The organism is Chryseobacterium luteum, assembly GCF_000737785.1.
Lineage (GTDB): Bacteria > Bacteroidota > Bacteroidia > Flavobacteriales > Weeksellaceae > Chryseobacterium > Chryseobacterium luteum.
Map to the genome: position 1 here is coordinate 17,997 of NZ_JPRO01000016.1, position 24,184 is coordinate 42,180.

The following is a 24,184-nucleotide window of genomic DNA, read 5'->3' on the forward strand; positions in this document are numbered from 1 at the left end:
ACAAATAGAAGCCCTAAGCATATTAGGGCTTTTTTTATCTTTAAAAATAAAATTTAAGATCAATAATAATCATGAAAAAAATCTTATTGGCATCAGCTCTTGCTTTTTTTGCAGGCATGAATGCACAGACAAAATTCGGAGTAAAAGCAGGTTACGCATTATCGAATTTAACATCTAATGAAGATCTTGATGCTTTTGAAGGGGCAGACGGAGGATTGAAATCCAAATCAGGATTTTATGCAGGAGCTTTGGTGGAGCATAAATTCAATAATAAGTTTGCTTTACAAGGGGAAGTTCAATATGCCAATTTAGGGGGTAAAGTTGAAGTTTCAGCATTGGGAATCACTGTTACAGAAAAATTCAATTTCAATAGAATCGTAGTTCCTGTAGCAGCCAGATATTATGCTACTCCTGAATTAGGATTGTACGCAGGACCTTTTGTAAGCTTTAGAACAAGCACTAAGGTAAAGATAGATGTCTCTGGAGGAATTGCAGATCAGGAGATATTAAATGCGGGTGAAAATGCTTTAGAAAAAACTTTTGATGACAACCTTAAGTCTACGGAATTTGGTTTGTTTTTAGGAGCTGATTACAATGTGTACAAAGGATTATTCGTAGATGCACGTTACAGTTTCGGACTGACTAATATGATCAAAGATCCTGTAAACGATGAGAAAATGAAGATGAATTTCTTCCAGTTAGGTTTGGGATACAAATTCAAATAAAAACAAAAAACTCTCAGAATTTCTGAGAGTTTTTTTATGTCTTATCACTTTAGGCTTGATTATTTCCCCATCATTCCGCCCATGCCCGGCATATTCGGCATTTTGCTCATCATCTGCATCATCTGTTTCCCCTGAGGTCCCTGCATCATCTTCATCATTTTGCCCATCTGCTCGAACTGCTTCATCAATTGATTCACATCTTCAATTTTTCTTCCCGCACCTTTTGCAATTCTTTGCTTTCTCTGTGTATTGATGATAGAAGGTCTTCTTCTTTCGTCGGGTGTCATAGAGTAAATGATCGCTTCAATATGCTTGAAAGCATCATCGCTGATCTCCACATCTTTGATCGCTTTTCCAACCCCTGGAATCATTCCCATAAGGTCTTTCATGTTACCCATCTTCTTGATCTGGTTGATCTGCTTAAGGAAATCGTCAAACCCGAATTCGTTTTTAGCGATTTTTTTATGCAGCTTTTTAGCTTCTTCCTCGTCAAACTGTTCCTGGGCTCTTTCCACTAAGGAAACCACGTCACCCATTCCCAGGATCCTGTCTGCCATCCTTTCCGGATAGAAAAGGTCTAAAGCTTCCATTTTCTCACCTGTAGAGATGAATTTGATTGGTTTTTCAACCACGGAACGGATCGTTAAAGCAGCACCCCCTCTTGTATCACCGTCTAATTTGGTAAGAACAACACCGTCAAAGTTCAGGGCCTCGTTAAATGTCTTAGCTGTATTTACAGCATCCTGACCCGTCATGGAATCTACAACGAATAAAGTTTCCTGAGGCTTGATGAAGTAATGTACAGATTTGATCTCGTTCATCATCTGCTCGTCAATCGCAAGACGTCCTGCCGTATCGACAATCACTACATCATGACCGTTGGCTTTTGCAAAATTAATTGCATTCTCGGCAATGGTAGATGGATTGGTAGAGCCTTCCTCTGTAAATACCGGAACCCCGATCTGCCCGCCCAATATTTTAAGCTGGTCGATCGCAGCGGGACGGTAAACGTCGCAGGCAACCAATAAAGGTTTTTTAGTTCTTTTTGTTTTTAAATAATTGGCCAGTTTTCCGGAGAACGTAGTCTTACCCGAACCCTGAAGACCCGCAATAAGGATCACGGTCGGCTTTCCTGAAAGATTGATTCCTTCCTGAGAACCTCCCATAAGATCTACTAATTCGTCATGGACGATCTTCGTCATCAGCTGTCCCGGTGTAAGGGAAGTAAGAACGTTTTGCCCTAAAGCTTTATCCTGAACTCTTTTGGTAAGATCTTTTGCAACTTTATAGTTAACATCGGCATCTACCAGCGCTCTACGGATCTCCTTTACGGTTTCCGCTACGTTGATTTCTGTGATTTTCCCGCGTCCGGAAATATTATGTAGAGCCTTGTCTAATTTATCCTGTAAACTATTAAACATATGTATTGTAAATTATAGGTCTGCAAAAATAAGGAATTTTTAGCACATCCAAAGTGTTCGGACACGTAATATTATATATATACAAAAAATGATAAAAATCAATTCCTGTAAAATTCGATAGAAAAAGTCTATTTTTGTGATCAATTAAAATAAACCTTAGTATTTTATAAAGGTTGAAAATATGTTTGTAATGAAATTAAATCCTAATATCCTGGTTACGGTATTATTCTTTTTAACATTTCTGATCCACTTTTCCCTTTGGAAATTTGTTTTTCACTTAGATGAGATTATTATTGTTAAGTTTTATCTTTTTTTAAGTGTTATGTTCATGCTAATGATTACAATGATTATTTTGATAAACAGAACCGTGCCTGAATTTTTAGGACTGGCTGTGATCGGGCTGATCCTTTTAAAATTCGGTTTAATGTATCTAATCAGGAAAAAATTGAACTTTGAAGTGATTCCAGGCTATAAATTTCATTTTATTATTCCCTATTTCGTCCTGACAACACTGCTTACATACTATGCAATTAAGCTGATTAATCATGACAAAAAACAGTAAAATTATTTATTGAAACTAGAAAAAATATTATATTTTTGCACAACGAAAAAAACCTATCAATGTTTAAGAAATTCGCAGTTTTATTCTACAGTATTTTTGTATTAAACTTAGTGTCTGCACAGCACGGTGAGGCTACTACTGAGGTAGCTCCCGCTCAGGAGCTTTCAGAGAAAGACAAAACAAGTAAAGAAAACAAGGAGTTCATCGATCATCACTTGTTGGATGCTCACGACTTTACATTGATGGTAGACAAAGAAGGTCACCACATCGGTTTTCCTCTTCCTGTTATTTTTTATGATAACGGAATCCATGCTTTTATGAGCAACAGCAAAGAGGGTTTCATGCACGGTGAGCCAACTGAAATAGATGGTTCTTATTATAAACTGCACCACGAGAAAATTTTCAAAACGGATGCAGCAGGAACTTTAACACTTGGAGAAGATGGTTTTCCTACTAATGAAAGACCTCTAGATCTTTCTATTACAAAGAGTGTGCTTATTCTTTTATTAGTATCTGTCTTTATGTTGGTGTTATTTGCTGGAATGGCTAAATCTTATAAGAAATCTGTTGTTCCTACAGGAGCTGCAAGATTCTTAGAGCCGTTAATCATTTTTGTGAGAGACGAAGTAGCAATCCCGAATATCGGTCATAAATATAAAAGATTTATGGGATACTTACTAACTGTATTCTTCTTTATCTTATTCCTTAACGTATTAGGATTGATGCCTTTCGGAATCAATGTTACGGGGAATATTACAATGACATTCTTCCTTGCGATCCTTACTTATTTAATCACTACGTTCTCTGCTAATAAAGATTACTGGAAGCACATTTTCTGGATGCCGGGAGTTCCTGTACCCATGAAGCTTATCATGCTGCCAATCGAATTATTGGGAACTATCACTAAGCCTTTCGCATTGATGATCCGTCTTTTTGCCAACATGACTGCAGGACACATTGTAGTAATGAGTTTGATCGGGCTAATCTATGTGTTTAAGAATTTTGCAGCAGGTATTGCATTCCCTTTCTTAACGTTGGTAATCTATTTACTGGAAGTATTGGTAGCATTCTTACAGGCTTATATCTTTACGATGTTATCAGCTCTGTTTATCGGAATGGCAGTACAGGAGCACGAGCACGAACATCATGCTGCTCACTAATTGGAATTGTAAATTAAAGTAAAACAAATTTTTTAAAATTATATATTATGGAAATCCCTAAAATTGTAGGTGCTGGTATCGTAGTACTAGGTGTAGGTATTGGTCTTGGTAAAATCGGAGCTGCTGCTCTTGAAGCTATCGCTAGACAACCTGAGCAATCTGGAAAAATCCAAACAGCTATGCTTATCGCTGCTGCACTTGTTGAAGGTGTTGCGTTTGCTGCTCTATTCGCGGTAAACTAATTAAAATTAAACCATTACCCGTAACGGTTGGTTACAGGTAATGGTTATTTAAGAAAAAAAGTAATAATTATTTATACATTTATATAATGGAATTAATTCACCAGTTTTCATCAGGATTATTTATTATCCAGTCTGTTATTTTTCTAGCATTATTATTTTTGTTAGGCAAATTTGCCTGGAAACCTATTTTAAAATCGATCAATGACAGAGAAACTTCTATTGTTGATGCTCTTAATCAAGCTAAATTGGCAAGAAAAGAGATGGAGACTTTAAAAGAAGATAACGAAAGAATTATTCGTGAAGCTAAAATCGAAAGAGATGCTATCCTTAAAGAAGCCAGAGAAATTAAAGATAGAATCGTAGGTGAGGCTAAAGATGTTGCTAAAAATGAAGGCGATAAAATGATTGAAGCAGCTAAGCAAACCATTCAGGCTGAGAAAAATGCTGCAATGGCAGACATCAAAACTCAAATTGGTACTTTATCTGTCAACATCGCTGAATCTATCCTTAAGCAGAAGTTGGATACCAACGAAGCTCAAAACGAATTAGTTCAAAATTATTTAAACAAATCTAACCTTAACTAAGAATGCTTACATCTAAAGTAGCTAAAAGATACGCACAGGGCCTGCTTGATTTCACGAATGAAACAGGTCAGACAGCTGCTGTATTTTCTGAAATGAAAGATGTAAAGAAGATCATGTCTCAATCTGCAGACCTGAATAAATTCTTCCTTACACCTTACATTGATGCAAAAAAGAAAATAGAGGTAGCAGACCAGATCTTTAAAGATTTTTCGGTTTCTTCACAAAACCTGATCAGATTAGTCATCAGACACGGACGTGAAAACCAGCTGAAAAATATCGCTCAGGAGTTCATCAACAAAGTAGAGGATATCAACGGAGTACAGAGAATTACTCTTACTACAGCCACTCAGCTTTCTAAAGAGAACCTTGACCAGATCCTAAGATCTACCAATCTTGTAAAGGAAGGTTCAAACTTTGATCTGAACTTAAATGTGAAGCCTGAAATCTTGGGAGGTTACATTTTAAGAGTAGGTGATCAGCAGATAGATACGTCTGTAAAGACAAAACTTAATCAGGTTAAAAAAGATTTTCAATTAAATTAAAGAAAAAACAACCATACAATGGCAGAAATAAATCCGGCAGAAGTATCTGCGATCTTAAAACAGCAATTGGCCAACTTCGATACTCAATCCAACGTTGAGGAAGTAGGTACAGTTTTAACCATCGGTGATGGTATTGCTCGTGTATACGGGTTAGAAAACGTACAATACGGAGAGTTGGTGAAATTTTCTAGTGATGTAGAAGGTATTGTACTTAACCTTGAAGAAGACAACGTAGGTGTTGCTCTGCTTGGGGAAAGTAAATTAGTAAGAGAAGGAGATACAGTAAGAAGAACAAACAGAATCTCTTCTATTAAAGTAGGAGAAGGAATGTTAGGAAGAGTAGTAGATACTCTTGGTAACCCTATCGATGGTAAAGGTCCTATTACTGGGGATTTATACGAAATGCCATTGGAAAGAAAAGCTCCCGGAGTTATCTTCAGACAGCCGGTAACTGAGCCTTTACAGACAGGTATCGTGGCGATCGACTCTATGATCCCTGTAGGAAGAGGTCAGAGAGAGCTTATCATTGGTGACAGACAGACAGGTAAAACTACTGTTGCGATTGATACGATCATCAACCAGAAAGAATTCTTTGATGCAGGACAGCCTGTATATTGTATATATGTTGCGATCGGTCAGAAAGCTTCTACTGTAGCACAAATCGTTAAAACCCTTTCTGATAAAGGTGCTTTAGCGTATACAGTAATCGTTGCGGCTAATGCTTCTGACCCTGTTCCAATGCAGGTATATTCTGCAATGGCAGGTGCATCTATCGGGGAGTTCTTCAGAGACACCGGCAGACCTGCATTGATCGTTTATGATGATCTATCTAAACAAGCAGTTGCTTATCGTGAGCTTTCTCTGTTATTGAGAAGACCACCGGGCCGTGAAGCTTATCCTGGAGATGTTTTCTATCTTCACTCAAGATTATTGGAAAGAGCGGCAAAAGTGATCGCTGATGATACAATCGCTAGTCAAATGAATGATTTACCTGAGTCTTTAAGACCAATTGTAAAAGGTGGTGGTTCATTAACGGCACTTCCGATTATCGAAACTCAGGCTGGTGACGTTTCTGCGTATATTCCAACCAACGTAATCTCTATTACAGACGGACAGATCTTCCTGGAGTCTGATCTATTCAACTCAGGGGTTCGTCCAGCGATCAACGTAGGTATCTCTGTATCCAGAGTAGGAGGTAACGCTCAGATCAAGTCCATGAAAAAAGTATCTGGTACTCTTAAATTAGACCAGGCTCAATATAAAGAACTTGAAGCGTTTGCTAAATTCGGTTCTGACCTTGATGCTTCTACTTTAGCTGTAATTTCTAAAGGAGAAAGAAACGTAGAACTTCTTAAGCAGCCGGTAAATTCTCCGCTTCCTGTAGATAGCCAGGTTGCTATGATCTATGCAGGTACTGAGAACTTAATGAGAAACGTTCCTATCAAAAAGGTAAAAGAATTCCAATTAGAATATATTGAATTCTTAAGATCTAAGCACCCTGATACAATGGCGGCAATTAAAGCCGGTAAAATTGATAACGATATTACCAACGTCCTTAAGCAGGCAGCTAACGATTTAGCTTCTAAATATAACTAAAAATTAGTTGATGGTTGTTGGTTGATAGTTGACAGAATTTTCTAAAACTAGCAACCAACAACCGACAACCAACAACTAACCCAATATGGCAAACTTAAAAGAAATACGAGGCAGAATTACGTCAATTTCATCTACGATGCAGATTACGCGTGCTATGAAAATGGTTTCCGCTGCGAAGCTTAAAAAAGCGCAGGATGCAATCGTAATGTTAAGACCTTATTCTGAAAAACTGCAGGAAATCATCCAGAATGTAAATTCTAGTTCAGATCCTGATCAGGTTTCTATTTATGCTCAAAAAAGAGAGGTTAAAAGAGTACTTTTCATCGCTGTAACTTCAAACAGAGGTTTGGCTGGTGCCTTCAACTCTAATGTTGTAAAAGAACTGAACATTCAGTTTCAGAATAAATCTCAGTATGAGGTTGAAGTTCTTACCATTGGTAAAAAAGCTTACGATTCTGTAAGAAGAACCCGTGCAGTATATTCCAATGAAAGTGCCGTTTTTGACAACTTAAACTTTGATACGGTATCCAATGTTACTGAAGGGGTAATGAACAGCTTTAAAGAGGGCAAATTTGACGAGGTTTATTTGATCTACAACAAATTTGTTAACGCTGCTACCCAGGAAGTAACTGCCGAACAGCTTCTTCCGATTTCTATGGCCGAAAATGCTGAAGAAACTCAGGTAGAAACAGATTATATCTTTGAACCGAACAGAAATGAAATTCTTGACAATTTGATTCCTAAAGCGATCAAAACTCAGGTTTTCAAAGCAGTTTTAGATTCAGTAGCATCTGAGCACGGAGCTAGAATGACAGCTATGCACAAAGCTACAGACAACGCACAGGAACTGAAAAATGATCTTGTGATCTTCTACAACAAAGCCAGACAGGCTGCCATTACAAACGAAATCTTAGAGATCGTTTCAGGAGCAGAAGCTTTGAAAAATTCATAGAGAATTATTTAAATATCATAGAAAGCATCGACATTATCGGTGCTTTTTTTGTGTTTAAACGTCTGGGAGAAAAATAGGGAAGACCGAAGTTCCTGTCCGGATTTTAAATATTATTATAGGCAAATTGATACTATTTTAGTTGTTCTTTAACCTGTAAAAACTCCTATCTTCCCGCTTCAATCTTCCATTTCCGAAAATTAGATTCCCAAAATACCTTATCCCCAACTCAGGTTATTTTTATTTTATCTATCTTTGTCAATTAAAATTATACAACTTCTAAATGGACTCGGATATAGTCAGGCTTTTGTTAGCCTTATTTCTTGTTTTACTAAATGGCTTTTTCGTAGCCGCAGAATTTTCAATTGTTAAGGTTCGTTATTCACAAATCCAGCTAAAAGCAGCCGAAGGTAACTCTATGGCAAAACAGGCGGAGCATATTATCAAGCATCTTGATGAATATTTGTCTGCCACACAGCTCGGTATTACACTGGCATCTCTTGCGCTAGGTTGGGTAGGTGAAAGCGCTTTACATCACGTGGTTGAAAGTATTTTCCACTCTTTGAATATAGAACTTGCCCAGACAACCATTACCACAATATCGGTGGTGACAAGTTTTGTATTAATTACAGTGATGCATATTGTATTTGGTGAGCTTATCCCGAAATCCATTGCCATCAGAAAATCGGAAGCGACTACAATGGCTACAGCAGTTCCATTGAGAGTTTTTTATACCATCTTTAAACCGTTCATCTGGTTGATGAACCTGATGTCTAATACTTTTTTAAGATTAGTAAAGATACATCCGGCTTCCGAACAGGAAATTCACTCCACTGAAGAGCTACAGCTTCTGGTAAAGCAGAGTGCCGACAGCGGTGAGATTGAAGAAGAGAACTATGAAATCATCAAAAATGCATTTGACTTTACAGATCATTCCGCCAAGCAGATCATGGTTCCAAGGCAGAACATCACGTCTATTGATTTTGAAGAAGATATCAATGAAATTATCAACATGATCATGGACAGCGGTTATTCTCGTATTCCTGTGTACCTTGATTCCATAGATAATGTGATCGGGATTTTCTATACCAAAGAAATTATCAGGGAATTTGTCAAAAGAAAGGGAGACCTTAATCATGAGGATCTTAAAGACCTTATGCGTGATGCATTTTTCGTGGTAGGAAGCAAAAAGATTTCGGACCTGCTGAAGATTTTCCAGCAGAAAAAACAGCACCTTGCCATCGTTATTGATGAATTTGGAGGTACTGAAGGTATTATTACCCTGGAAGATATCCTGGAAGAACTTGTAGGGGAAATACAGGATGAAGAGGATGATGAAGATAAGCTGGTAGATAAAATAGGAGATAACATTTATTGGGTTCAGGCTACGCAGCCGCTGGATGAGATCAATGAGCACCTTCCTAAAAAGCTGTCTCTTTCTGAGGAAAGCGAATACAATTCACTGGCAGGATTCATTCTGCATGAACTGGAAGATATTCCGGAAGAAAACGATGAATTTGATTTGGAAAACTATCATTTCAAGATTCTGAAAATGAATAATAAGAGCGTAGAGCTTGTAGAGTTAGTGTACAAAGGTCCGAATATACTCAATGATCTGGCCGATAAAATAGGGGAAGTTTAAAAAAATAGAAATGATTTTTTATAACAGCATAAAAGATTACGAAGATCCAAAACGCCAGTATGAAGAAGAAGTACTGGTTATGGATGATACAGACGAAGTATATAAACTGGTTCTCCATAATGATGACATGCACACATTCGATTATGTGATAGACTGTCTGGTTGAGATCTGTAAGCATACTCTGGAGCAGGCAGAGCAATGTACCATACTGGTTCATTACAAAGGCAAATGCACGGTAAAAACAGGTTCTATGGATCTTCTCAAACCCATGCATACGAAACTGCTTTCAAGACAGTTAACAAGCGAAATAGTATAAAAAGAACTCTGCCATTTGGCGGAGTTTTTAATTGAAATATAATTTATTTCAAGAAATACACGTTTATTGATAAGAAAACCGATAAAATTTATTTATATTAGCAATAGGACATCCAATTAAAATATAAATAATGAAACAAAAATTTACTTCTTTGGCTCTATGTGGCATATTATGCTGCTCAGCATTAAATGCTCAGGAGTCATCTCTTGAAATTCCGGCTAAAAACTGGATCAGAGAAAACTCAGGAAATTTAAAAATTGCCGATTATACTTCCCTGAAATTAAGCTTTGTAAAAAAAGGAAATTCGGGAGAAACACTTCGTTTTCAGCAGATGATAAAAGAAGTTCCTGTTTTTGAATCTGAAATTATCGTTCACTTCAACAAATCCGGTACTATTTCTTACACTTCATCAGAGAATCTAAAAAATAATGTAAAGGATATCAATGTAACTGCCTCTTTTCCGGCATCTGAAGCTTTAAAAAAAGCTCATATTGCTTCAAAATCAAGTGGTGAAATCATCTATGAAGAAAATAAGCTGTTTGTTTATATTACAGATGCGGGCGATACAAAGTTGGTGTACAGGGTATTGATCAATTCCCACGACAATCCCGGAAGCTGGGAAACTGTTGTTGACGCACAGAATGGTGAAATTATCAGTGTAAAAGATATTTCAGTATACCATCACAGCAGGGATGAAAATCCCGGAATTAAAAAAAATAAAAAAGACCAGGGATTAAAGAAAACAACTTTAGAAACCGGGTCTGCCTATATTTTTCAGCCGGATCCGCTTTCCAAAATGCAGGTCGCTTATGGAGGACAGTATGTTGATGGCAGTGATGCTACCAATGCAAGCCTGGATGCCGCAAGAACTTTGGTGACTATTCCTGAATTGGAATTATCTGCGGGAGTTTACAAACTAAAGGGAACTTATGTTGAAATTAAAGAATTGGAATCTCCAAGTACAGGACTTTTTACTCAGGCATCCAATCAGTTTCTTTTTAACAGAAATGAGCAGGGATTTGAGGCTGTGAATGCGTACTGGCATCTTGATAACAACTTACGCTATATCAATCTTACCCTTGGAATTCAATGTGTTCCTTCACAATATAATGGAGTTTTGCGATTTGATCCCCATGGACTGAGCGGATCTGATAATTCACATTATATACCTTCAAACGATACTTTGGCTTTCGGGGAAGGAGGTGTAGATGATGCAGAAGATGCAGATGTTATTATCCATGAATTAGGACACGGAATCCATGATTGGCTTACAAACGGCAGTTCATCTCAGACCCAAGGCTTAGGTGAGGGTTCGGGAGATTATTGGGCACAGTCTTACAGCAGAAGTTTAAATCAATGGCCTTCCTCTGCACCGGCTTACAATTGGATGTTCAGCTGGGATGGTCACAACCCTTTCTGGGCAGGAAGAACTACCAATTATGCGGCTACTTATCCATCAGGACTTGTTGGCGTAATTCATACCGATGGGCAAATTTGGGCTTCTGCGCTGATGAGAATTTATGCTCAGATCGGAAAAGAAAAGACAGACAGAGCGTTCCTTGAAGGTCTGGCTTTAACAGGATCAAACACCAATCAGCAGACAGCAGCAATTGCTGTAAGACAGGCTGCAATAGATATGCTTGGGCAGTTTGGATTTACCTGTAATGATATCAATACCATTACACAGGAATTTACCGATACAGGATATGTCCTGCCGGAGTACAGCTGTGCACTGAGCACCAAAGAAACAGTTAAAGAAAATCTTATTTCCGTTTATCCGAACCCGGTATCTGACATACTTATCGTTTTATTAAAAGGAAACAAAGAAGAAAAAGCCGAAATTTATAATATGGAAGGCAGGAAAGTATTGGAAACTACGATAGGGAAAAGCAATAACAGAATTGATGTTTCAAACCTTCCGTCCGGGAATTATATCCTGTCCGTAAAAGGAGTTGAATTATCTGCGAAATTCATCAAAAAATAAAAAACTTAAATAAAATCTTTCAAAATCCGGTGTCCATGCACCGGATTTTTTTGTTAAAACCAAATTCTGCAGGGATTGTTTTATTTGCATTCATCTAAAATAGTATATTTGTACCAACTATAAAGAAACAAAAAAGAATGCTTGTAATAGGAATTGCCGGAGGTACAGGATCCGGCAAAACTACAGTTGTTGACAAAATAATTCAGCAGCTTGATATTGAAGGAATGAATATCCTTTCCCAGGATAATTATTATCACGACAACCACAATCTTACACTGACTGAGAGAGAGGCGCTCAATTATGACCATCCAAAGTCTATAGATTTCGATTTAATGATAAAACATGTGAAAGCTTTAAAAAACAATGAGCCTATAGAACAGCCCATTTACAGCTTTGTAACCCATTCCCGAACTGGCGACCACGTCACTGTAGAGCCTAAAAATGTATTGGTAGTAGAAGGTATTCTGGTGCTTACGAATAAAGAGCTGCTGAAAGAATTTGATTTAAAGGTATTCGTTCATGCAGATTCAGACGAAAGACTGATCAGGAGGATCAGGCGGGATACCCAGGAAAGGGGAAGAGACCTGAACGAAGTTCTTCACCGTTATCAGACCACACTGAAGCCAATGCATCAGGAATTCATAGAACCATCGAAGAATGAGGCCGATCTGATCATTCCGAATATGAGACAGAATTCCGTGGCGATTGATTTTTTAACTACTGTTATTAAAAATTCGTTGAGAAAACATTAAAATGGAAGACAACAAACTTATTAAAGACATTCAGCCGAAATCTGAAACACTCAAAATTATCCAGAAATATGTTCTGAATAAATACACCATTACGATCTGTATGTTTCTGGTCTGGATGATTTTCTTTGATAAAACCTCTTTCCTTGTTATTAATGAACTGAACGGCGAGATCAGCCGGTATGAAGACCAGCTGGAGTTTTATAAAAAAGAGTACGAAAAAAACGATACTTTTTACAAAAAGCTGATGAATAATAAATCGGAAAAAGAAAAATACGCAAGAGAAAATTATTTCATGAAAAAACCGGATGAAGAGATCTTCATTTTGGTAGTAGACAGCACAAATAGCGCCAAAAAGTAAGAGATTTGAATAGTCAATTTTCATGATTCACCATTGACCTGCGAAGCAAACTCACCATTCACAAAAAATAAACGTAATAGTGAATTGAAAGAGTCAACTCACCATTGACCTGCAAAGCAAAATTCACCATTGACCCCATAATAAACAGCCAATGTCAGCAGATATACTTCCAAACTGGGAAAATTTAGTAAAAAAACAGCTTAAAACAGAAGACATTTATTCCATCTTAAAGAAAGAAAATCTTGAAGGAATTCATGTGAAACCTTTTTACAGTGAAGTTCAGAAACCATTGGCAAACCTGCCGAAAGTTGAAGAAAATACCCATCTCGTAGCCAGATATCATGAAAGCCTGGAAGAAGATGTATTTGCCTTTATCTTAGACCACAACGTAGAAAACCTTGAACAGAAAGCAATTTTTGTCAATAATAAAGACCTTGCCGGGCATATCAGTCCAAAAGAAGAAGATCAGTATTTTTCGCTGATTGATGTTTTTGATGAAAATCAAGGCATTATCGACGATCAGTTAGCTAAAGAACTTTTGTCGAAAGACTTCAGAAGGAACATCTGTGTTGATATTTCGCTTCATCAGAACGCAGGAGCTGCAATTGACCAGCAGCTGGGAATTGCACTGGCAAAAACAAAGGAGCTGGCAGAAGTCTATGGACCTGAAATTTTGAATAAACTGATTTTCAGGATAGCCGTCGGAGGAAATTATTTCTTTGAAACGGCGAAGCTGAGAGCCTTTAAAATCATTTTTAATCAGCTTTCCAAAGAGTATGGTTTCAATGAAACACCGTATATTTTTGCAGAAACATCTTTAAGGAATAAGGCCGTTGCAGACAACGAAAATAACCTTATCCGTTCAACACTTGAGCTGGCTTCTGCCATGATTGCAGGGGCAGATGCGGTTTTCAGTAATAATTATCTTGTGAACAGAAGTACTGATAATTCTGAAGAAATCTCCTTCAAGCAGCAGATCGTTCTGGCCTATGAAAGCATCATTAATGTATTTGAGGATGCATCAAACGGAAGTTACTATGTGGAAGATATTACACGCCAGATTGCAGAAAAATCATGGGCTCTGTTCATTGAAATGGAAGAGGCGGGCGGATATCTTGAGCTTTTGAAGCAGGGAATTGTACAGAAAAAGATCTATGACCACGCTGTTGAAGAACAGAAATGGGTGGAAGAAGGAAAAATAAAGCTGATTGGAGTCAATTTATACCCCAAATCAGACGTTAAAAGATCAATCGACGATCTATATAGCGAAAAAGAAATTAAAGCCGTACGTTGGGCTGAAATGTTTGAGTAAAATCTTTTTCCTGCAAATTATTCATAATTGAAAAATCTCTGTATTCTTTGCTGAATGGAACGCCTTTGTGAACTCTGCGTTAAGATTAAGCATTATAAAAACAACGGATAATTAAAAAATGAAAGAAAAACTAATTGATTTATTCGAATACACCTATCACTTCAACAACGAAATGATAAAAATTATTTCTGAAAATATTTTAAAACCAGACGATAAAACAATCAGCTTAATCAATCATACTTTAAACGCTCAGCAAATCTGGAATTCAAGGATTTTAAATGAAAAATCTTTTGAAGTCTGGCAAATCAATCCTTTCGGAAATTTAAATGAAATCAATCATCAGAATTATCTGAAAAGTGTTCAAATCGTTGAAAATTCTGACTTAGATCAGAAACTGACATACCAAAACTCAAGAGGAGCAAAATTTGAAAACAGTATTTTTGAAATGCTTTTCCACGCCATTAATCATTCCACTTATCATCGTGGACAAATCAATGCTCAACTGAAGCAAAATGGAATTGAGCCTGTATTGACGGATTATATTTTTTATAAAAGATAAATTCAAAGTGTTTGAGAACTTTTTAGTTCCAACAGATTTTGTAGCTTTATTATAGACATTGTAATTGATTCAAGCTTATCACAGATAGTATTGTAGAGCATAAAGGATTATAGAAATCAAATCTATTTCTGAAATTAATAATGTTCATCATAAACAGTTATTAACATATCTAAAATTTGCAGGTTTGAAATTGGAAATATGAGTCAACTTTAATACAGATTAGATTGATAAGAATATAATTAGAAAAATAAACGGAATTATAAATTAATAATTTTCAAATCTGTGGTATCTGAGAAATCCGTGGGAAATACAAAAATAAAAGACAAAGAAATCCAAAACTACATTGATGCAAATCTACATGCTGATTTGCACGCATTGCTGTTAAAAAAATCCCCATTCCCAGCAGTTTCCATGCAGGAAATCGTGCAGCAGATCAAGGGGAAACAAACTGCTCACAAAAAATTCCCGTTCCTGCTGAAAGAAGGCATTATTTTCCCGCCACAGCTTAATTTAGAACAGTCCTCTTCGGAGGTCACAGCACTCTACAAATCACAGATTCTTAAAGGCAAAACATTTATTGATCTTACCAGCGGTTTTGGAATCGATGCCTATTATCTGTCCCAAAATTTTGAAGAAGTTACTTTGGTGGAGCAAAATTCCGGATTACTGAAGATTGTAGAGCATAACTGGACAATTTTAAACCGGAAAGCCACATTTATCCATCAGAACCTGGAGGACTTTTTAAAAATCAATAAAGAACATTTCGATGTCATTTACTTAGATCCTGCAAGAAGAGATCAAAATAAAAATAAAGTTTTTCTGCTCGAAGATCTTTCGCCGGATATCCTTCAGATCAAAGAAAAGCTGCTTATGACGGCAGATGAGGTGGTTATAAAACTGTCGCCATTAATCGATTTGAAATATCTGATATCGGTCCTGCCGGATATTTTCAGGATAGAAATCATAGCCGTAAAAAATGAGGTTAAGGAAGCGGTGATTTTTCTGTCAAATGAGGAGAGAGAAGAGATTACGGTTAATTGTATCAATCTGGAAAGTGGGGAATCTGCCTTTACCTTTACATTTGGAGAAGAAGAAAGTGCCCAGGCAGAATATTCCGAACCTGGAAAATTCATTTACATTCCCAATAACAGTATTTTAAAAGCAGGAGTTTTTAATCTGATTTCAGAAAGATTCGGGCTTAAAAAACTTCATCCCAATACCCATCTTTATACTTCAGATCAAAAGGTAACAGATTTTCCAGGTAGAGTTTTAGAAATGGAAACCGTTGAATCTAAACAGATTAAAAAGAAAGAGCAGTTCAATATCATTTCAAAGAATTATCCCCTGAAGCCCGAAGATATCAAAAAGAAATATGGCATAAAAGACGGTGGTGAGAACTATCTTATTTTTACACAATCCAAAAAAGGTAAAATTATTTTAAAATCAGTATAAAAATGTTGCCGAAAAAAGCAGGATTTCTTACTTTTGGACAATCAAAAATTTAAGCATGAAATCGCTTGCTGTTAAAATAATCATAACCGGCTCAAATAATGCGATTCCATATGACATTTAAAAAATAAATTTTACATATGAAAAAATTAATTATATGTTTAGCTGTTGCAACGGTAGCCGTAAGCTGTAAAAAAATCCAGGCAGGAGGAAACAAAAATACGCTGAAACTGGAAGAAGGAGTAGAAAGATATTCTGACGACGCTCAGGGTGGAGGTGAGGCACACGGCCATGAAGCTGCTGCAGGACACAAAGAAGCGGCTCCTGCTGAAAAGCATAACGCTGAAGCTCCTAAAACAGACAGTACTGCTGCTGCGGGACACAAAGAAGCGACTCCTGCTGAATCTAACAAAGCTCCAAAAGCTGAACACTAATTACTAGTACACGATATAAGAAATGTCCTGCCGAGATGCAGGACATTTTTTGTGCAAAAGCGTGCAGGCTGCTGACTAATAACAGTTCTTCGGAAAATTATCTGTTTTTGTTTGCCGTTGCAGGCCAATTTTTTTATTTTTAACGAAACAAATTTTTAAAATGCAAGAGACATTAAATTACATTAACGAAAACAAACAGCGTTTCGTGGATGAATTATTTGAGTTACTCAGAATTCCTTCTATTTCTGCAGATCCGGCTTATAAAAATGATGTATTGAAATGTGCGGACGTATGTGCAGAACATCTTAAAAATGCAGGGGCAGATCATGTAGAAGTATGTGAAACAAAAGGTTATCCGATCGTTTTTGGAGAGAAAATTTTAGATAAAAACCTTCCTACCGTACTGGTATACGGACATTACGATGTACAGCCCGCAGATCCGCTGGAATTATGGAAAAAACCACCTTTCGAACCTTATATTGAAAAAACAGAACTTCACCCTGAAGGAGCCATCTTCGCAAGAGGTTCAGCAGACGATAAAGGACAGTTTTTCATGCATGTGAAAGCTTTTGAAGCCATGATGAAGACCAATACACTTCCTTGTAACGTAAAATTTATCTTGGAAGGTGAAGAGGAGGTAGGATCTGTAAGCTTGGGAGATTTCGTTAATGAAAATAAAGAAAAGCTGGCTTGCGACTGTATTCTGATCTCCGATACTCATATTTACAGCAATGAACAGCCTACGGTAACCACAGGTTTAAGAGGGCTAAGCTATGTAGAAGTTGAAGTAGAAGGGCCGAACAGAGACCTTCATTCAGGACTTTACGGAGGAGCGGTTCCGAACCCGATTCACGTACTTTCAAGAATGATTGCTCAACTGATTGATGAAGACGGACATATTACCATCGACGGATTCTATGACAATGTAGAAACCGTATCAGACGCTGAAAGAGCAGATATGAACAAGCTGAAGGATAATCCTGAGGAGTTCAAGAAATCTATCGGACTGAGCGGAGTGGAAGGCGAAAAAGGCTATACAACCCTTGAAAGAACCTCTATTCGTCCTACTTTGGATTGTAACGGTATTTGGGGAGGATACACGGGAGAAGGCGCTAAAACAGTAATTCCTTCCAAAGCTTCCGCTAAAATCTCAATGCGTCTGGTTCCTTATCAGACTCCTGAAGAAATCACGGAAAAATTCACAAAATATTTTGAAAAGATTGCCCCTGAGAACGTTAAAGTAAAAGTGACACCTCACCATGGAGGAATGCCATACGTTTTACCAAGTGATACCAAAGAGTTCTTAGCGGCTAAACAGGCTATGGAAACCGCGTTCGGTAAAGAAGTTCTTCCATACAGAAGCGGCGGGAGTATCCCGATCACGGCAATGTTTGAAAAAGTATTGGGAGCCAAGTCAGTATTGATGGGCTTTGGACTGGATTCAGATGCAATTCACTCACCTAATGAACATTACGGGCTGTTTAATTTTTACAAAGGGATTGAAAGTATTCCATTGTTTTTTGAGAATTATTCAAAATAATTAACATTCTGTAAAAATATTATGTAAAGCGTTCCAACATCGGAGCGCTTTATGCTTTTTTATGACAATATCCCTATCAAATGATATTTTTTTTATTAATCTATGTGTTTATTTTTAGTTCAGCCTAAAAATAATACTATGAGAAAAATTTATCCCATCGCATGCTGCTTGTTGTCAGCATTTTCCTTTGCGCAACAGATCATTTCCTTTGAAAACTCAGACGGATTTCATACCGGGAATATCCACGGGCAGGGAACCTGGATCAGTACACCAACCGGCGATATGCCTCCCAATGTGCTTAACCAGACCATCAGTACCGATAACGCAACAGAAGGAATCAATTCCCTGAAGATTGTAAAAGAAAATACATACGGAACCCAATCTATTCCCATCATCGGAGCATTCCATAACCTTCCCGTGATGCTTTCCCATACCGGTTTTACCGTTTCTTTTGACATCAATATGTCGCAGCACAATGGATCTGTTTTCAGCTTTCAGGGAGTAAGCAGCACTGATGAAAAATACATTTTCAGGCTTGATTTTGATAATACCGGGTCAATTAACGTCCTGAAAACAATTTCAGGAATGCCGGTAATGCAGCCGGCTTCGGGAACCTGGACGCCCAATTTATGGTACAGGATCACAGTTATTGGCACAGCCACGGATATTAAATATTATCTGAACGGAATTTTGATCTATGCCGGTACCGCAGCAGAATCAATGGATATTAACCAGCTTCGGTTTGTACATAATAATGCAGCAGGAACCGCCTATATTGATTATATTAAGGTATACAGCGAAGCACTGTTATCCGCTGTAGACAGTACTTTAAATAGAAATGTAATAACGGTATATCCTAATCCTGTTTCAGATTTTATTACAATAAGTTCTCCTGATAAAATAAAAAGTATGGAAATTTATGACGTAACCGGAAAGAAAGTGCAGGCAAGGCTAGAAAATGATAAAATAGATGTTCATAATCTCCCTCCTGGCAACTATCTGATCAGTATTAAAACTGAAAACGGTAATTTCTCAGAAAAATTTATTAAAAAATAAGTTAAATTTTGCGCGAAATTGGTTTCATTTTCTGCTTCTTAATAATTTCAGTTAAAAATCTTTGCTATGAATAGGTATAGAAAAAATAACTGATAAATCTTAGCCCATATAAACGCTCCAATTGGGGCGTTTTTGTTATTTTAGAGCATTAAAATTTTAAAATATGTCAGATCATAAAGTAGCTTATATAACCGGAGGAACCAAAGGGATTGGTTTCGGAATAGCGAAAGTATTGTTGGAAAACGGTATTTCAGTGGCATTTTCGGGACGTAAAAGGGATGATGTGGAGAAAGCTGAGCGGGAACTTAAACAATATTCAGAGAACGTTCTCGGGATCGTATCAGATGTAAGAAGCCTTGAAAGCGAAGAAGAAGCCGTAAAATACACCGTTGAAAAATTCGGAAGGCTGGATTTTGTCATTGCCAATGCAGGGCTTGGAATATTCAAACCTGTAGATGAATTGACTGCCGAAGAATGGAATGATATGATAGACACCAATCTTACAGGCGTTTTCTATACCTTAAAAGCTTCTGTAGAAGAACTAAAAAAGACGGAAGGATATTATATTACTGTCTCAAGTCTTGCAGGGGCCAACTTCTTTGAAAACGGAACAGGCTACAATGCTTCAAAATTCGGAGTCGTAGGATTTACCCAGGCAGCGATGATCGACCTCAGAAAGCACAACATCAAATCTACCGTTATTATGCCGGGATCGGTAGCCACAAACTTCAACGGAAACGTTCCTTCAGAAAAAGACAGCTGGAAGATCCAGCCCGAAGATATGGGGAATCTGGTCCTTGATATTTTAAAAATGAATCCCCGCGTTCTGCCCAGCAAGATAGAGTTTAGGGCAACAAAACCAGCCTGATAAATGCATTTAATGTATTGAATAGTAAAAAAATAAGTATTATGCATGCATAATACTTATTTTTTAATTATATTAGCAAAGTAAAATATAACAAAATCTCAACATAAAAGATGAAGGATCTTTTATGCACAAAAGGGAAAAAATAAAATAGTACACATGAAAATATTAGTTTGTATCAGTAGTGTTCCGGATACTACTTCCAAGATTAACTTTACGGCAGACAAATCTGCTTTCGACAAAAATGGAATTCAGTGGGTAATCAATCCTTTAGATGAATTTGCGTTGACAAAAGCAGTTAAACTTCAGGAATCTCAGGGTGCAACTGTAACAGTGATCAACGTAGGGGATGCTGCTACAGAACCGGTGATCAGAAAGGCATTAGCTATTGGTGCCAATGATGCGGTGAGAGTAAACCTGGATCCTAAAGACAGCTATTCTACGGCAAAAGAAATTGCTGCTGTAGCTCAGAACGGAGGATATGACCTTATCCTTTGCGGAAAAGAATCCATCGATTACAACGGAGGTTCTGTACCGGGAATGGTGGCTCAGTTGCTGAACCAGCCTTTCGTGAATGCATCTGTAGGTTTAGAGGTAAACGGAAGCGAAGCTACTGCTGTAAGAGAAATTGAAGGCGGAAAAGAAACTATATCAGTAAAATTACCAGCCGTGATCGCAGGGCAAAAAGGATTGGTAGACGAAAAAGATCTTATCATCCCGAATATGAGAGGAATCATGTCCGCAAGAACGAAGCCTTTACAGGTGGTGGAAGCTACTTCTTCCGAAGTGAAAGTTCAGGGAGTGTCTTATGACAGCGTGCCTCCTAGAGCGGCTGTGAAAATGGTTTCTCCTGACAATCTGGATGAATTAGTAAGATTACTTCACGAAGAAGCTAAAGTCATCTAAAATTTAAAAGCCGGAATTTAGAGTAGGGAACCATTGTGAACCTGGTCTGATTCCAATCTTTTAATCCTTAAATTTTTAATCTTAAATTTTGAAAAAATGGCAGTATTCGTATACGCAGAAAATATAAACGGAGTTTACAAAAAAGCAGCTTTTGAAGCAGTTTCTTATGCTAAAGCAGTTGCAGACCAGGCGGGAGATACCGTTACGGCAATCTCTGTAAACCCTACAGATTCTTCAGATCTATTGTACAAATATGGAGCATCAAACGTTATCAATATCAAAGACGAAGGTCTTAAGAACTTCTCAGCAAAAGCATTTGCTCAGGCTGTAAATGAAGTGGCAGACGGAAACACGATCGTTTTCCCTCACACTACCGATGCTTCTTCTGTCGCTCCAATGCTTGCGGTAATGAAGAACTATTCTTTAATTACCAATGTTTTGGAAGCCCCTGAAAGCCTTTCTCCGTTCCAGGTGAAAAGAAGAGCATTTTCAGGAAAAGGATTTATGCATGCAAAAGCTGAAGGAAACGGAGTAATCATTACAGTTTCACAGAACGCTTTTGGAGTGAAGGAAAATGCAGTATCAGGTGCAGAAGAAGTTAAAAACTTATCAGTGGCTAATGAAGATACCAAAGTGATCTCTCACGAGCAGAGTTCAGGGAAATTAGACCTTAAAGAAGCTGAAATTGTTGTTTCTGCAGGAAGAGGGATGAAAGGTCCTGAAAACTGGGGAATGATCGAAGATCTGGCTAATGTTCTTGGAGCTGCTACAGCTTGTTCCAAGCCTGTTTCTGATATCGGTTGGAGACCTCACACAGAGCACGTAGGACAGACGGGTAAAGCAATTTCACCTAATCTTTATATCGCAGTAGGTATTTCCGGAGCTATCCAGCATTTAGCCGGGGTAAACTCTTCTAAAACTATCGTAGTGATCAATAATGACGCTGAAGCACCATTCTTCAAGTCTGCGGATTACGGAGTAGTGGGAGATGCATTCCAGATCATTCCTGCACTAACTGAGAAAATTAAAGCAATAAAAGGATAAAAAAGTTAATAGTGAATTTTGCTCCGAAAGTCAATAATGAATTTTAAAATTGACACGAAGTAATTCACCATTTACAATTCACATAAAAAATAAAAGTTCGGTCCTTTCCGGGCTTTTATTTTTGCGTAAAAACTGAAATCACAATAAAAAATTAATCTATATTTGTAGCTATGGATTATAAGCAGCTAATTATTCGCGGAATATCGTACAGCCAGACACAATCAGGGGCTTACGCTTTGTTATTGGAACATGAAGAATCACATATAAAATTACCTGTTGTTATAGGAAATTTCGAGGCTCAGTCTATTTCGCTGGGACTGGAAAAAGACATCCATCCGCCCCGTCCGCTTACCCACGATTTATTCACAAAATTTATAGTTTCTACCCATTATGAATTGATCTCAGTGATCATTTATCAGATCGTAGACGGCGTATTTTTCTCCAATATTAATTTCAAAAACAAGGCTAACGAAGAAGAGCTGATCCTGGATGCAAGAACTTCTGATGCAGTAGCAATGGCCGTAAGATTTGATGCCCCTATTTTTACCACTCAGCAGGTTCTTAATGAAGCCGGAATTCTTCTTGAGCTGGAAGATGTTTCAAAAGAAGAACAGCCATTCTCCGAAACCGTACAGTCTGAAGATAATTTAAAAGCCGTATCTATGGAAGAGCTTCAGAAACTGCTTGATGAAGCCGTAAAAGAAGAAGATTTTGATACCGCTCTGGAAATTCAGGAAGAAATTAAAAGGAGGAAGAGGAAAATTGATTAAAAGAGACACTTTATACTAAATTATGAATTTAAAATTACGACTTACCATCCTCAGTTTTCTCCAGTTTTTCGTCTGGGGAGCCTGGCTGATTACGATGGCTAATTTTTGGTTCGGTACAAAACACTGGGACGGAACCCAGTTTGGAGCCGTTTTCGGAACTATGGGAATAGCTTCTATTTTTATGCCGACCATCACCGGGATCATTGCCGACCGCTGGGTAAATGCAGAAAGAATTTTCTCGGTTCTACAAATTCTTTATGGGGTTACACTTTTCATCTTACCACACAGTACAGATCCTAATTCTTTCTTTTCGATAATGCTGGTTGCCATGTGCTTTTATATGCCAACCATTGCATTGGCCAACTCTATTTCATATACTGTTCTTAAAAACAGTGATTTGGATGTCGTGAAAGACTTTCCGCCAATTCGTGTTTGGGGAACTATAGGATTTATTGTTGCGATGTGGATTACCAATCTTACAGGTAATAAAGCGACAGAAGGACAATTTTATATTGGAGGGGTAGCGGCAATTATATTAGGGATTTATGCACTGTCATTACCAAAATGTCCACCGCAAAAACTGATTGATAAAAGTGCACCTTTAATGGAACAGCTTGGTTTAAATGCCTTTAAGCTTTTCGGAAGCTATAAAATGGCTTTATTCTTTGTGTTTTCCATGCTTTTAGGGGCGGCATTACAATTAACAAATGCTTATGGAGATGTTTTCCTAAGTGAATTTGCTCATTTTCCAAAATACGCCGATTCTTTTGTAGTACAGAGATCTACGATTATCATGTCTATCTCTCAGGTTTCTGAGACGTTGTTTATTCTGGCAATTCCTTTCTTTTTAAAGAGGTTCGGAATCAAAAAAGTAATGTTGATGTCGATGTTCGCCTGGGTTTTAAGATTCGGGTTCTTTGCCTATGGAGTGCCAGACGGATATGGTTTGTCACTGATTATCCTTTCTTGCATCGTATATGGGATGGCTTTTGATTTTTTCAATATCTCGGGCTCTCTTTTCGTGGAAACCACTACCGATAAAAAGATCCGTTCCTCTGCACAAGGTCTGTTTATGATGATGACAAATGGTTTTGGAGCCGTTTTTGGAAGTTATATTGCAGGCTGGGCAATTGATAAATTCTTTACCCATAGATTTACCACAGTTTCAGATCTTTCTGCTTATCTGCAAACAACACCTGATAATCCTACTTTTTTAGAAATTCTTAAAAACGGATTTAATTCAGCTGTAAATCCTGACGGAACATTATCCTCTATTGTAATGGTGAAAGACTGGCAGAATATCTGGCTTTCCTTTGCTGCTTATGCTTTGGTTCTGGCCATTTTATTTGCCATATTATTCAGGCACAAACATAATCCGGAAGATGTTTCCACAGTAAAACATTAATTTATCCGGCT

At 37.6% G+C, this 24,184-nt stretch carries 26 protein-coding genes; 25 read left to right on the forward strand and 1 reads right to left on the reverse strand.

The window, feature by feature from the left end; translation table 11 throughout:
- Positions 1–71: 71 nt before the first annotated feature.
- Positions 72–725, forward strand: coding sequence for a porin family protein (locus IX38_RS16225; RefSeq protein ID WP_034706739.1), 654 nt, complete (start codon positions 72–74; stop codon positions 723–725).
- Between the two features lie 59 nt (positions 726–784).
- Here IX38_RS16225 and ffh read toward each other — a convergent pair whose 3' ends face one another.
- The gene (gene ffh, locus IX38_RS16230) at positions 785–2,146 is read right to left on the reverse strand and encodes a signal recognition particle protein (RefSeq protein WP_034706742.1); all 1,362 of its coding nucleotides are present in this window, start codon (positions 2,144–2,146) and stop codon (positions 785–787) included.
- Positions 2,147–2,489: 343 nt separating this feature from the next.
- Here ffh and IX38_RS22770 point away from each other — a divergent pair, with 343 nt between their 5' ends.
- From IX38_RS22770 to IX38_RS16345, 24 genes are all read left to right on the forward strand, one after another.
- Complete coding sequence (locus IX38_RS22770; RefSeq protein ID WP_131368694.1) at positions 2,490–2,708, forward strand: hypothetical protein; 219 nt, start codon at positions 2,490–2,492, stop codon at positions 2,706–2,708.
- 59 nt (positions 2,709–2,767) lie between these two features.
- Positions 2,768–3,868: a F0F1 ATP synthase subunit A gene (atpB, locus tag IX38_RS16240; RefSeq protein WP_034706744.1), complete on the forward strand. Its 1,101-nt coding sequence runs from the start codon at positions 2,768–2,770 to the stop codon at positions 3,866–3,868.
- A gap of 47 nt (positions 3,869–3,915) precedes the next feature.
- Positions 3,916–4,110 (forward strand): ATP synthase F0 subunit C, encoded by a 195-nt coding sequence (atpE, locus tag IX38_RS16245; protein WP_002979108.1) that lies wholly within the window; start codon positions 3,916–3,918, stop codon positions 4,108–4,110.
- An 86-nt stretch (positions 4,111–4,196) separates the two neighbouring features.
- A complete protein-coding gene (locus tag IX38_RS16250; RefSeq protein WP_034706745.1) occupies positions 4,197–4,694 on the forward strand; it encodes a F0F1 ATP synthase subunit B in 498 nt (165 codons plus the stop codon).
- 2 nt (positions 4,695–4,696) lie between these two features.
- Positions 4,697–5,236 carry an ATP synthase F1 subunit delta gene (atpH, locus tag IX38_RS16255; protein ID WP_034706747.1) on the forward strand — a complete coding sequence of 180 codons (540 nt, stop codon included), beginning with the start codon at positions 4,697–4,699 and terminating at the stop codon, positions 5,234–5,236.
- A gap of 18 nt (positions 5,237–5,254) precedes the next feature.
- Complete coding sequence (gene atpA / locus IX38_RS16260; protein ID WP_034706748.1) at positions 5,255–6,832, forward strand: F0F1 ATP synthase subunit alpha; 1,578 nt, start codon at positions 5,255–5,257, stop codon at positions 6,830–6,832.
- An 85-nt stretch (positions 6,833–6,917) separates the two neighbouring features.
- Positions 6,918–7,784, forward strand: a complete 867-nt coding sequence (gene atpG / locus IX38_RS16265) for an ATP synthase F1 subunit gamma (RefSeq protein ID WP_034706749.1) — start codon at positions 6,918–6,920, stop codon at positions 7,782–7,784.
- 280 nt (positions 7,785–8,064) lie between these two features.
- Positions 8,065–9,423: a hemolysin family protein gene (locus IX38_RS16270; RefSeq protein WP_034706751.1), complete on the forward strand. Its 1,359-nt coding sequence runs from the start codon at positions 8,065–8,067 to the stop codon at positions 9,421–9,423.
- A gap of 10 nt (positions 9,424–9,433) precedes the next feature.
- The gene (locus IX38_RS16275; protein WP_034706753.1) at positions 9,434–9,739 is read left to right on the forward strand and encodes an ATP-dependent Clp protease adaptor ClpS; all 306 of its coding nucleotides are present in this window, start codon (positions 9,434–9,436) and stop codon (positions 9,737–9,739) included.
- Between the two features lie 130 nt (positions 9,740–9,869).
- The gene (locus tag IX38_RS22055; protein ID WP_051884829.1) at positions 9,870–11,723 is read left to right on the forward strand and encodes a T9SS type A sorting domain-containing protein; all 1,854 of its coding nucleotides are present in this window, start codon (positions 9,870–9,872) and stop codon (positions 11,721–11,723) included.
- A 137-nt stretch (positions 11,724–11,860) separates the two neighbouring features.
- Positions 11,861–12,475, forward strand: a complete 615-nt coding sequence (gene udk / locus IX38_RS16285) for a uridine kinase (RefSeq protein ID WP_034706754.1) — start codon at positions 11,861–11,863, stop codon at positions 12,473–12,475.
- A 1-nt stretch (position 12,476) separates the two neighbouring features.
- The gene (locus IX38_RS16290; protein ID WP_034706755.1) at positions 12,477–12,833 is read left to right on the forward strand and encodes an FtsB family cell division protein; all 357 of its coding nucleotides are present in this window, start codon (positions 12,477–12,479) and stop codon (positions 12,831–12,833) included.
- Positions 12,834–12,984: 151 nt separating this feature from the next.
- Positions 12,985–14,145: a methylmalonyl-CoA mutase family protein gene (locus tag IX38_RS16295; protein ID WP_034706757.1), complete on the forward strand. Its 1,161-nt coding sequence runs from the start codon at positions 12,985–12,987 to the stop codon at positions 14,143–14,145.
- A 118-nt stretch (positions 14,146–14,263) separates the two neighbouring features.
- Positions 14,264–14,704 (forward strand): DinB family protein, encoded by a 441-nt coding sequence (locus IX38_RS16300; protein ID WP_034706759.1) that lies wholly within the window; start codon positions 14,264–14,266, stop codon positions 14,702–14,704.
- Positions 14,705–14,837: 133 nt separating this feature from the next.
- On the forward strand, positions 14,838–14,906 hold the full coding sequence (locus IX38_RS22425) for a hypothetical protein (protein ID WP_394331192.1): 69 nt from the start codon (positions 14,838–14,840) through the stop codon (positions 14,904–14,906).
- A gap of 98 nt (positions 14,907–15,004) precedes the next feature.
- Entirely contained in the window at positions 15,005–16,156 is a 1,152-nt protein-coding gene (locus IX38_RS16305) for a class I SAM-dependent methyltransferase (protein WP_034706761.1), read from the forward strand.
- Positions 16,157–16,293: 137 nt separating this feature from the next.
- Positions 16,294–16,587: a hypothetical protein gene (locus IX38_RS16310; RefSeq protein ID WP_034706764.1), complete on the forward strand. Its 294-nt coding sequence runs from the start codon at positions 16,294–16,296 to the stop codon at positions 16,585–16,587.
- A gap of 160 nt (positions 16,588–16,747) precedes the next feature.
- Entirely contained in the window at positions 16,748–18,127 is a 1,380-nt protein-coding gene (locus tag IX38_RS16315; protein WP_034706765.1) for a dipeptidase, read from the forward strand.
- A gap of 138 nt (positions 18,128–18,265) precedes the next feature.
- Positions 18,266–19,183 carry a T9SS type A sorting domain-containing protein gene (locus IX38_RS16320; RefSeq protein ID WP_034706767.1) on the forward strand — a complete coding sequence of 306 codons (918 nt, stop codon included), beginning with the start codon at positions 18,266–18,268 and terminating at the stop codon, positions 19,181–19,183.
- A gap of 163 nt (positions 19,184–19,346) precedes the next feature.
- Entirely contained in the window at positions 19,347–20,051 is a 705-nt protein-coding gene (locus IX38_RS16325) for an SDR family oxidoreductase (protein WP_034706769.1), read from the forward strand.
- A gap of 156 nt (positions 20,052–20,207) precedes the next feature.
- The gene (locus tag IX38_RS16330) at positions 20,208–20,954 is read left to right on the forward strand and encodes an electron transfer flavoprotein subunit beta/FixA family protein (RefSeq protein WP_034706770.1); all 747 of its coding nucleotides are present in this window, start codon (positions 20,208–20,210) and stop codon (positions 20,952–20,954) included.
- Positions 20,955–21,050: 96 nt separating this feature from the next.
- The gene (locus IX38_RS16335) at positions 21,051–21,998 is read left to right on the forward strand and encodes an electron transfer flavoprotein subunit alpha/FixB family protein (protein ID WP_034706772.1); all 948 of its coding nucleotides are present in this window, start codon (positions 21,051–21,053) and stop codon (positions 21,996–21,998) included.
- Between the two features lie 170 nt (positions 21,999–22,168).
- A complete protein-coding gene (locus IX38_RS16340; protein ID WP_034706773.1) occupies positions 22,169–22,768 on the forward strand; it encodes a bifunctional nuclease family protein in 600 nt (199 codons plus the stop codon).
- A 22-nt stretch (positions 22,769–22,790) separates the two neighbouring features.
- Positions 22,791–24,173 (forward strand): nucleoside permease, encoded by a 1,383-nt coding sequence (locus tag IX38_RS16345; protein WP_034706774.1) that lies wholly within the window; start codon positions 22,791–22,793, stop codon positions 24,171–24,173.
- Positions 24,174–24,184: the final 11 nt, after the last annotated feature.

Bases quoted from the DNA above. Each gene is read 5' to 3' on its own strand.
- IX38_RS16325 (WP_034706769.1), top strand. From the start codon at position 19,347: ATGTCAGATCATAAAGTAGCTTATATAACCGGAGGAACCAAAGGGATT.
- IX38_RS16340 (WP_034706773.1), top strand. From the start codon at position 22,169: ATGGATTATAAGCAGCTAATTATTCGCGGAATATCGTACAGCCAGACA.
- IX38_RS16295 (WP_034706757.1), top strand. From the start codon at position 12,985: ATGTCAGCAGATATACTTCCAAACTGGGAAAATTTAGTAAAAAAACAG.
- IX38_RS16300 (WP_034706759.1), top strand. From the start codon at position 14,264: ATGAAAGAAAAACTAATTGATTTATTCGAATACACCTATCACTTCAAC.
- IX38_RS16275 (WP_034706753.1), top strand. From the start codon at position 9,434: ATGATTTTTTATAACAGCATAAAAGATTACGAAGATCCAAAACGCCAG.
- IX38_RS16335 (WP_034706772.1), top strand. From the start codon at position 21,051: ATGGCAGTATTCGTATACGCAGAAAATATAAACGGAGTTTACAAAAAA.
- IX38_RS16270 (WP_034706751.1), top strand. From the start codon at position 8,065: ATGGACTCGGATATAGTCAGGCTTTTGTTAGCCTTATTTCTTGTTTTA.
- IX38_RS16320 (WP_034706767.1), top strand. From the start codon at position 18,266: ATGAGAAAAATTTATCCCATCGCATGCTGCTTGTTGTCAGCATTTTCC.
- atpE (WP_002979108.1), top strand. From the start codon at position 3,916: ATGGAAATCCCTAAAATTGTAGGTGCTGGTATCGTAGTACTAGGTGTA.
- IX38_RS16290 (WP_034706755.1), top strand. From the start codon at position 12,477: ATGGAAGACAACAAACTTATTAAAGACATTCAGCCGAAATCTGAAACA.
- IX38_RS16250 (WP_034706745.1), top strand. From the start codon at position 4,197: ATGGAATTAATTCACCAGTTTTCATCAGGATTATTTATTATCCAGTCT.
- IX38_RS22055 (WP_051884829.1), top strand. From the start codon at position 9,870: ATGAAACAAAAATTTACTTCTTTGGCTCTATGTGGCATATTATGCTGC.
- udk (WP_034706754.1), top strand. From the start codon at position 11,861: ATGCTTGTAATAGGAATTGCCGGAGGTACAGGATCCGGCAAAACTACA.
- atpA (WP_034706748.1), top strand. From the start codon at position 5,255: ATGGCAGAAATAAATCCGGCAGAAGTATCTGCGATCTTAAAACAGCAA.
- atpB (WP_034706744.1), top strand. From the start codon at position 2,768: ATGTTTAAGAAATTCGCAGTTTTATTCTACAGTATTTTTGTATTAAAC.
- IX38_RS16310 (WP_034706764.1), top strand. From the start codon at position 16,294: ATGAAAAAATTAATTATATGTTTAGCTGTTGCAACGGTAGCCGTAAGC.
- IX38_RS16330 (WP_034706770.1), top strand. From the start codon at position 20,208: ATGAAAATATTAGTTTGTATCAGTAGTGTTCCGGATACTACTTCCAAG.
- IX38_RS16225 (WP_034706739.1), top strand. From the start codon at position 72: ATGAAAAAAATCTTATTGGCATCAGCTCTTGCTTTTTTTGCAGGCATG.
- ffh (WP_034706742.1), bottom strand. From the start codon at position 2,146: ATGTTTAATAGTTTACAGGATAAATTAGACAAGGCTCTACATAATATT.
- IX38_RS22770 (WP_131368694.1), top strand. From the start codon at position 2,490: ATGATTATTTTGATAAACAGAACCGTGCCTGAATTTTTAGGACTGGCT.
- IX38_RS16345 (WP_034706774.1), top strand. From the start codon at position 22,791: ATGAATTTAAAATTACGACTTACCATCCTCAGTTTTCTCCAGTTTTTC.
- IX38_RS16315 (WP_034706765.1), top strand. From the start codon at position 16,748: ATGCAAGAGACATTAAATTACATTAACGAAAACAAACAGCGTTTCGTG.
- atpG (WP_034706749.1), top strand. From the start codon at position 6,918: ATGGCAAACTTAAAAGAAATACGAGGCAGAATTACGTCAATTTCATCT.
- atpH (WP_034706747.1), top strand. From the start codon at position 4,697: ATGCTTACATCTAAAGTAGCTAAAAGATACGCACAGGGCCTGCTTGAT.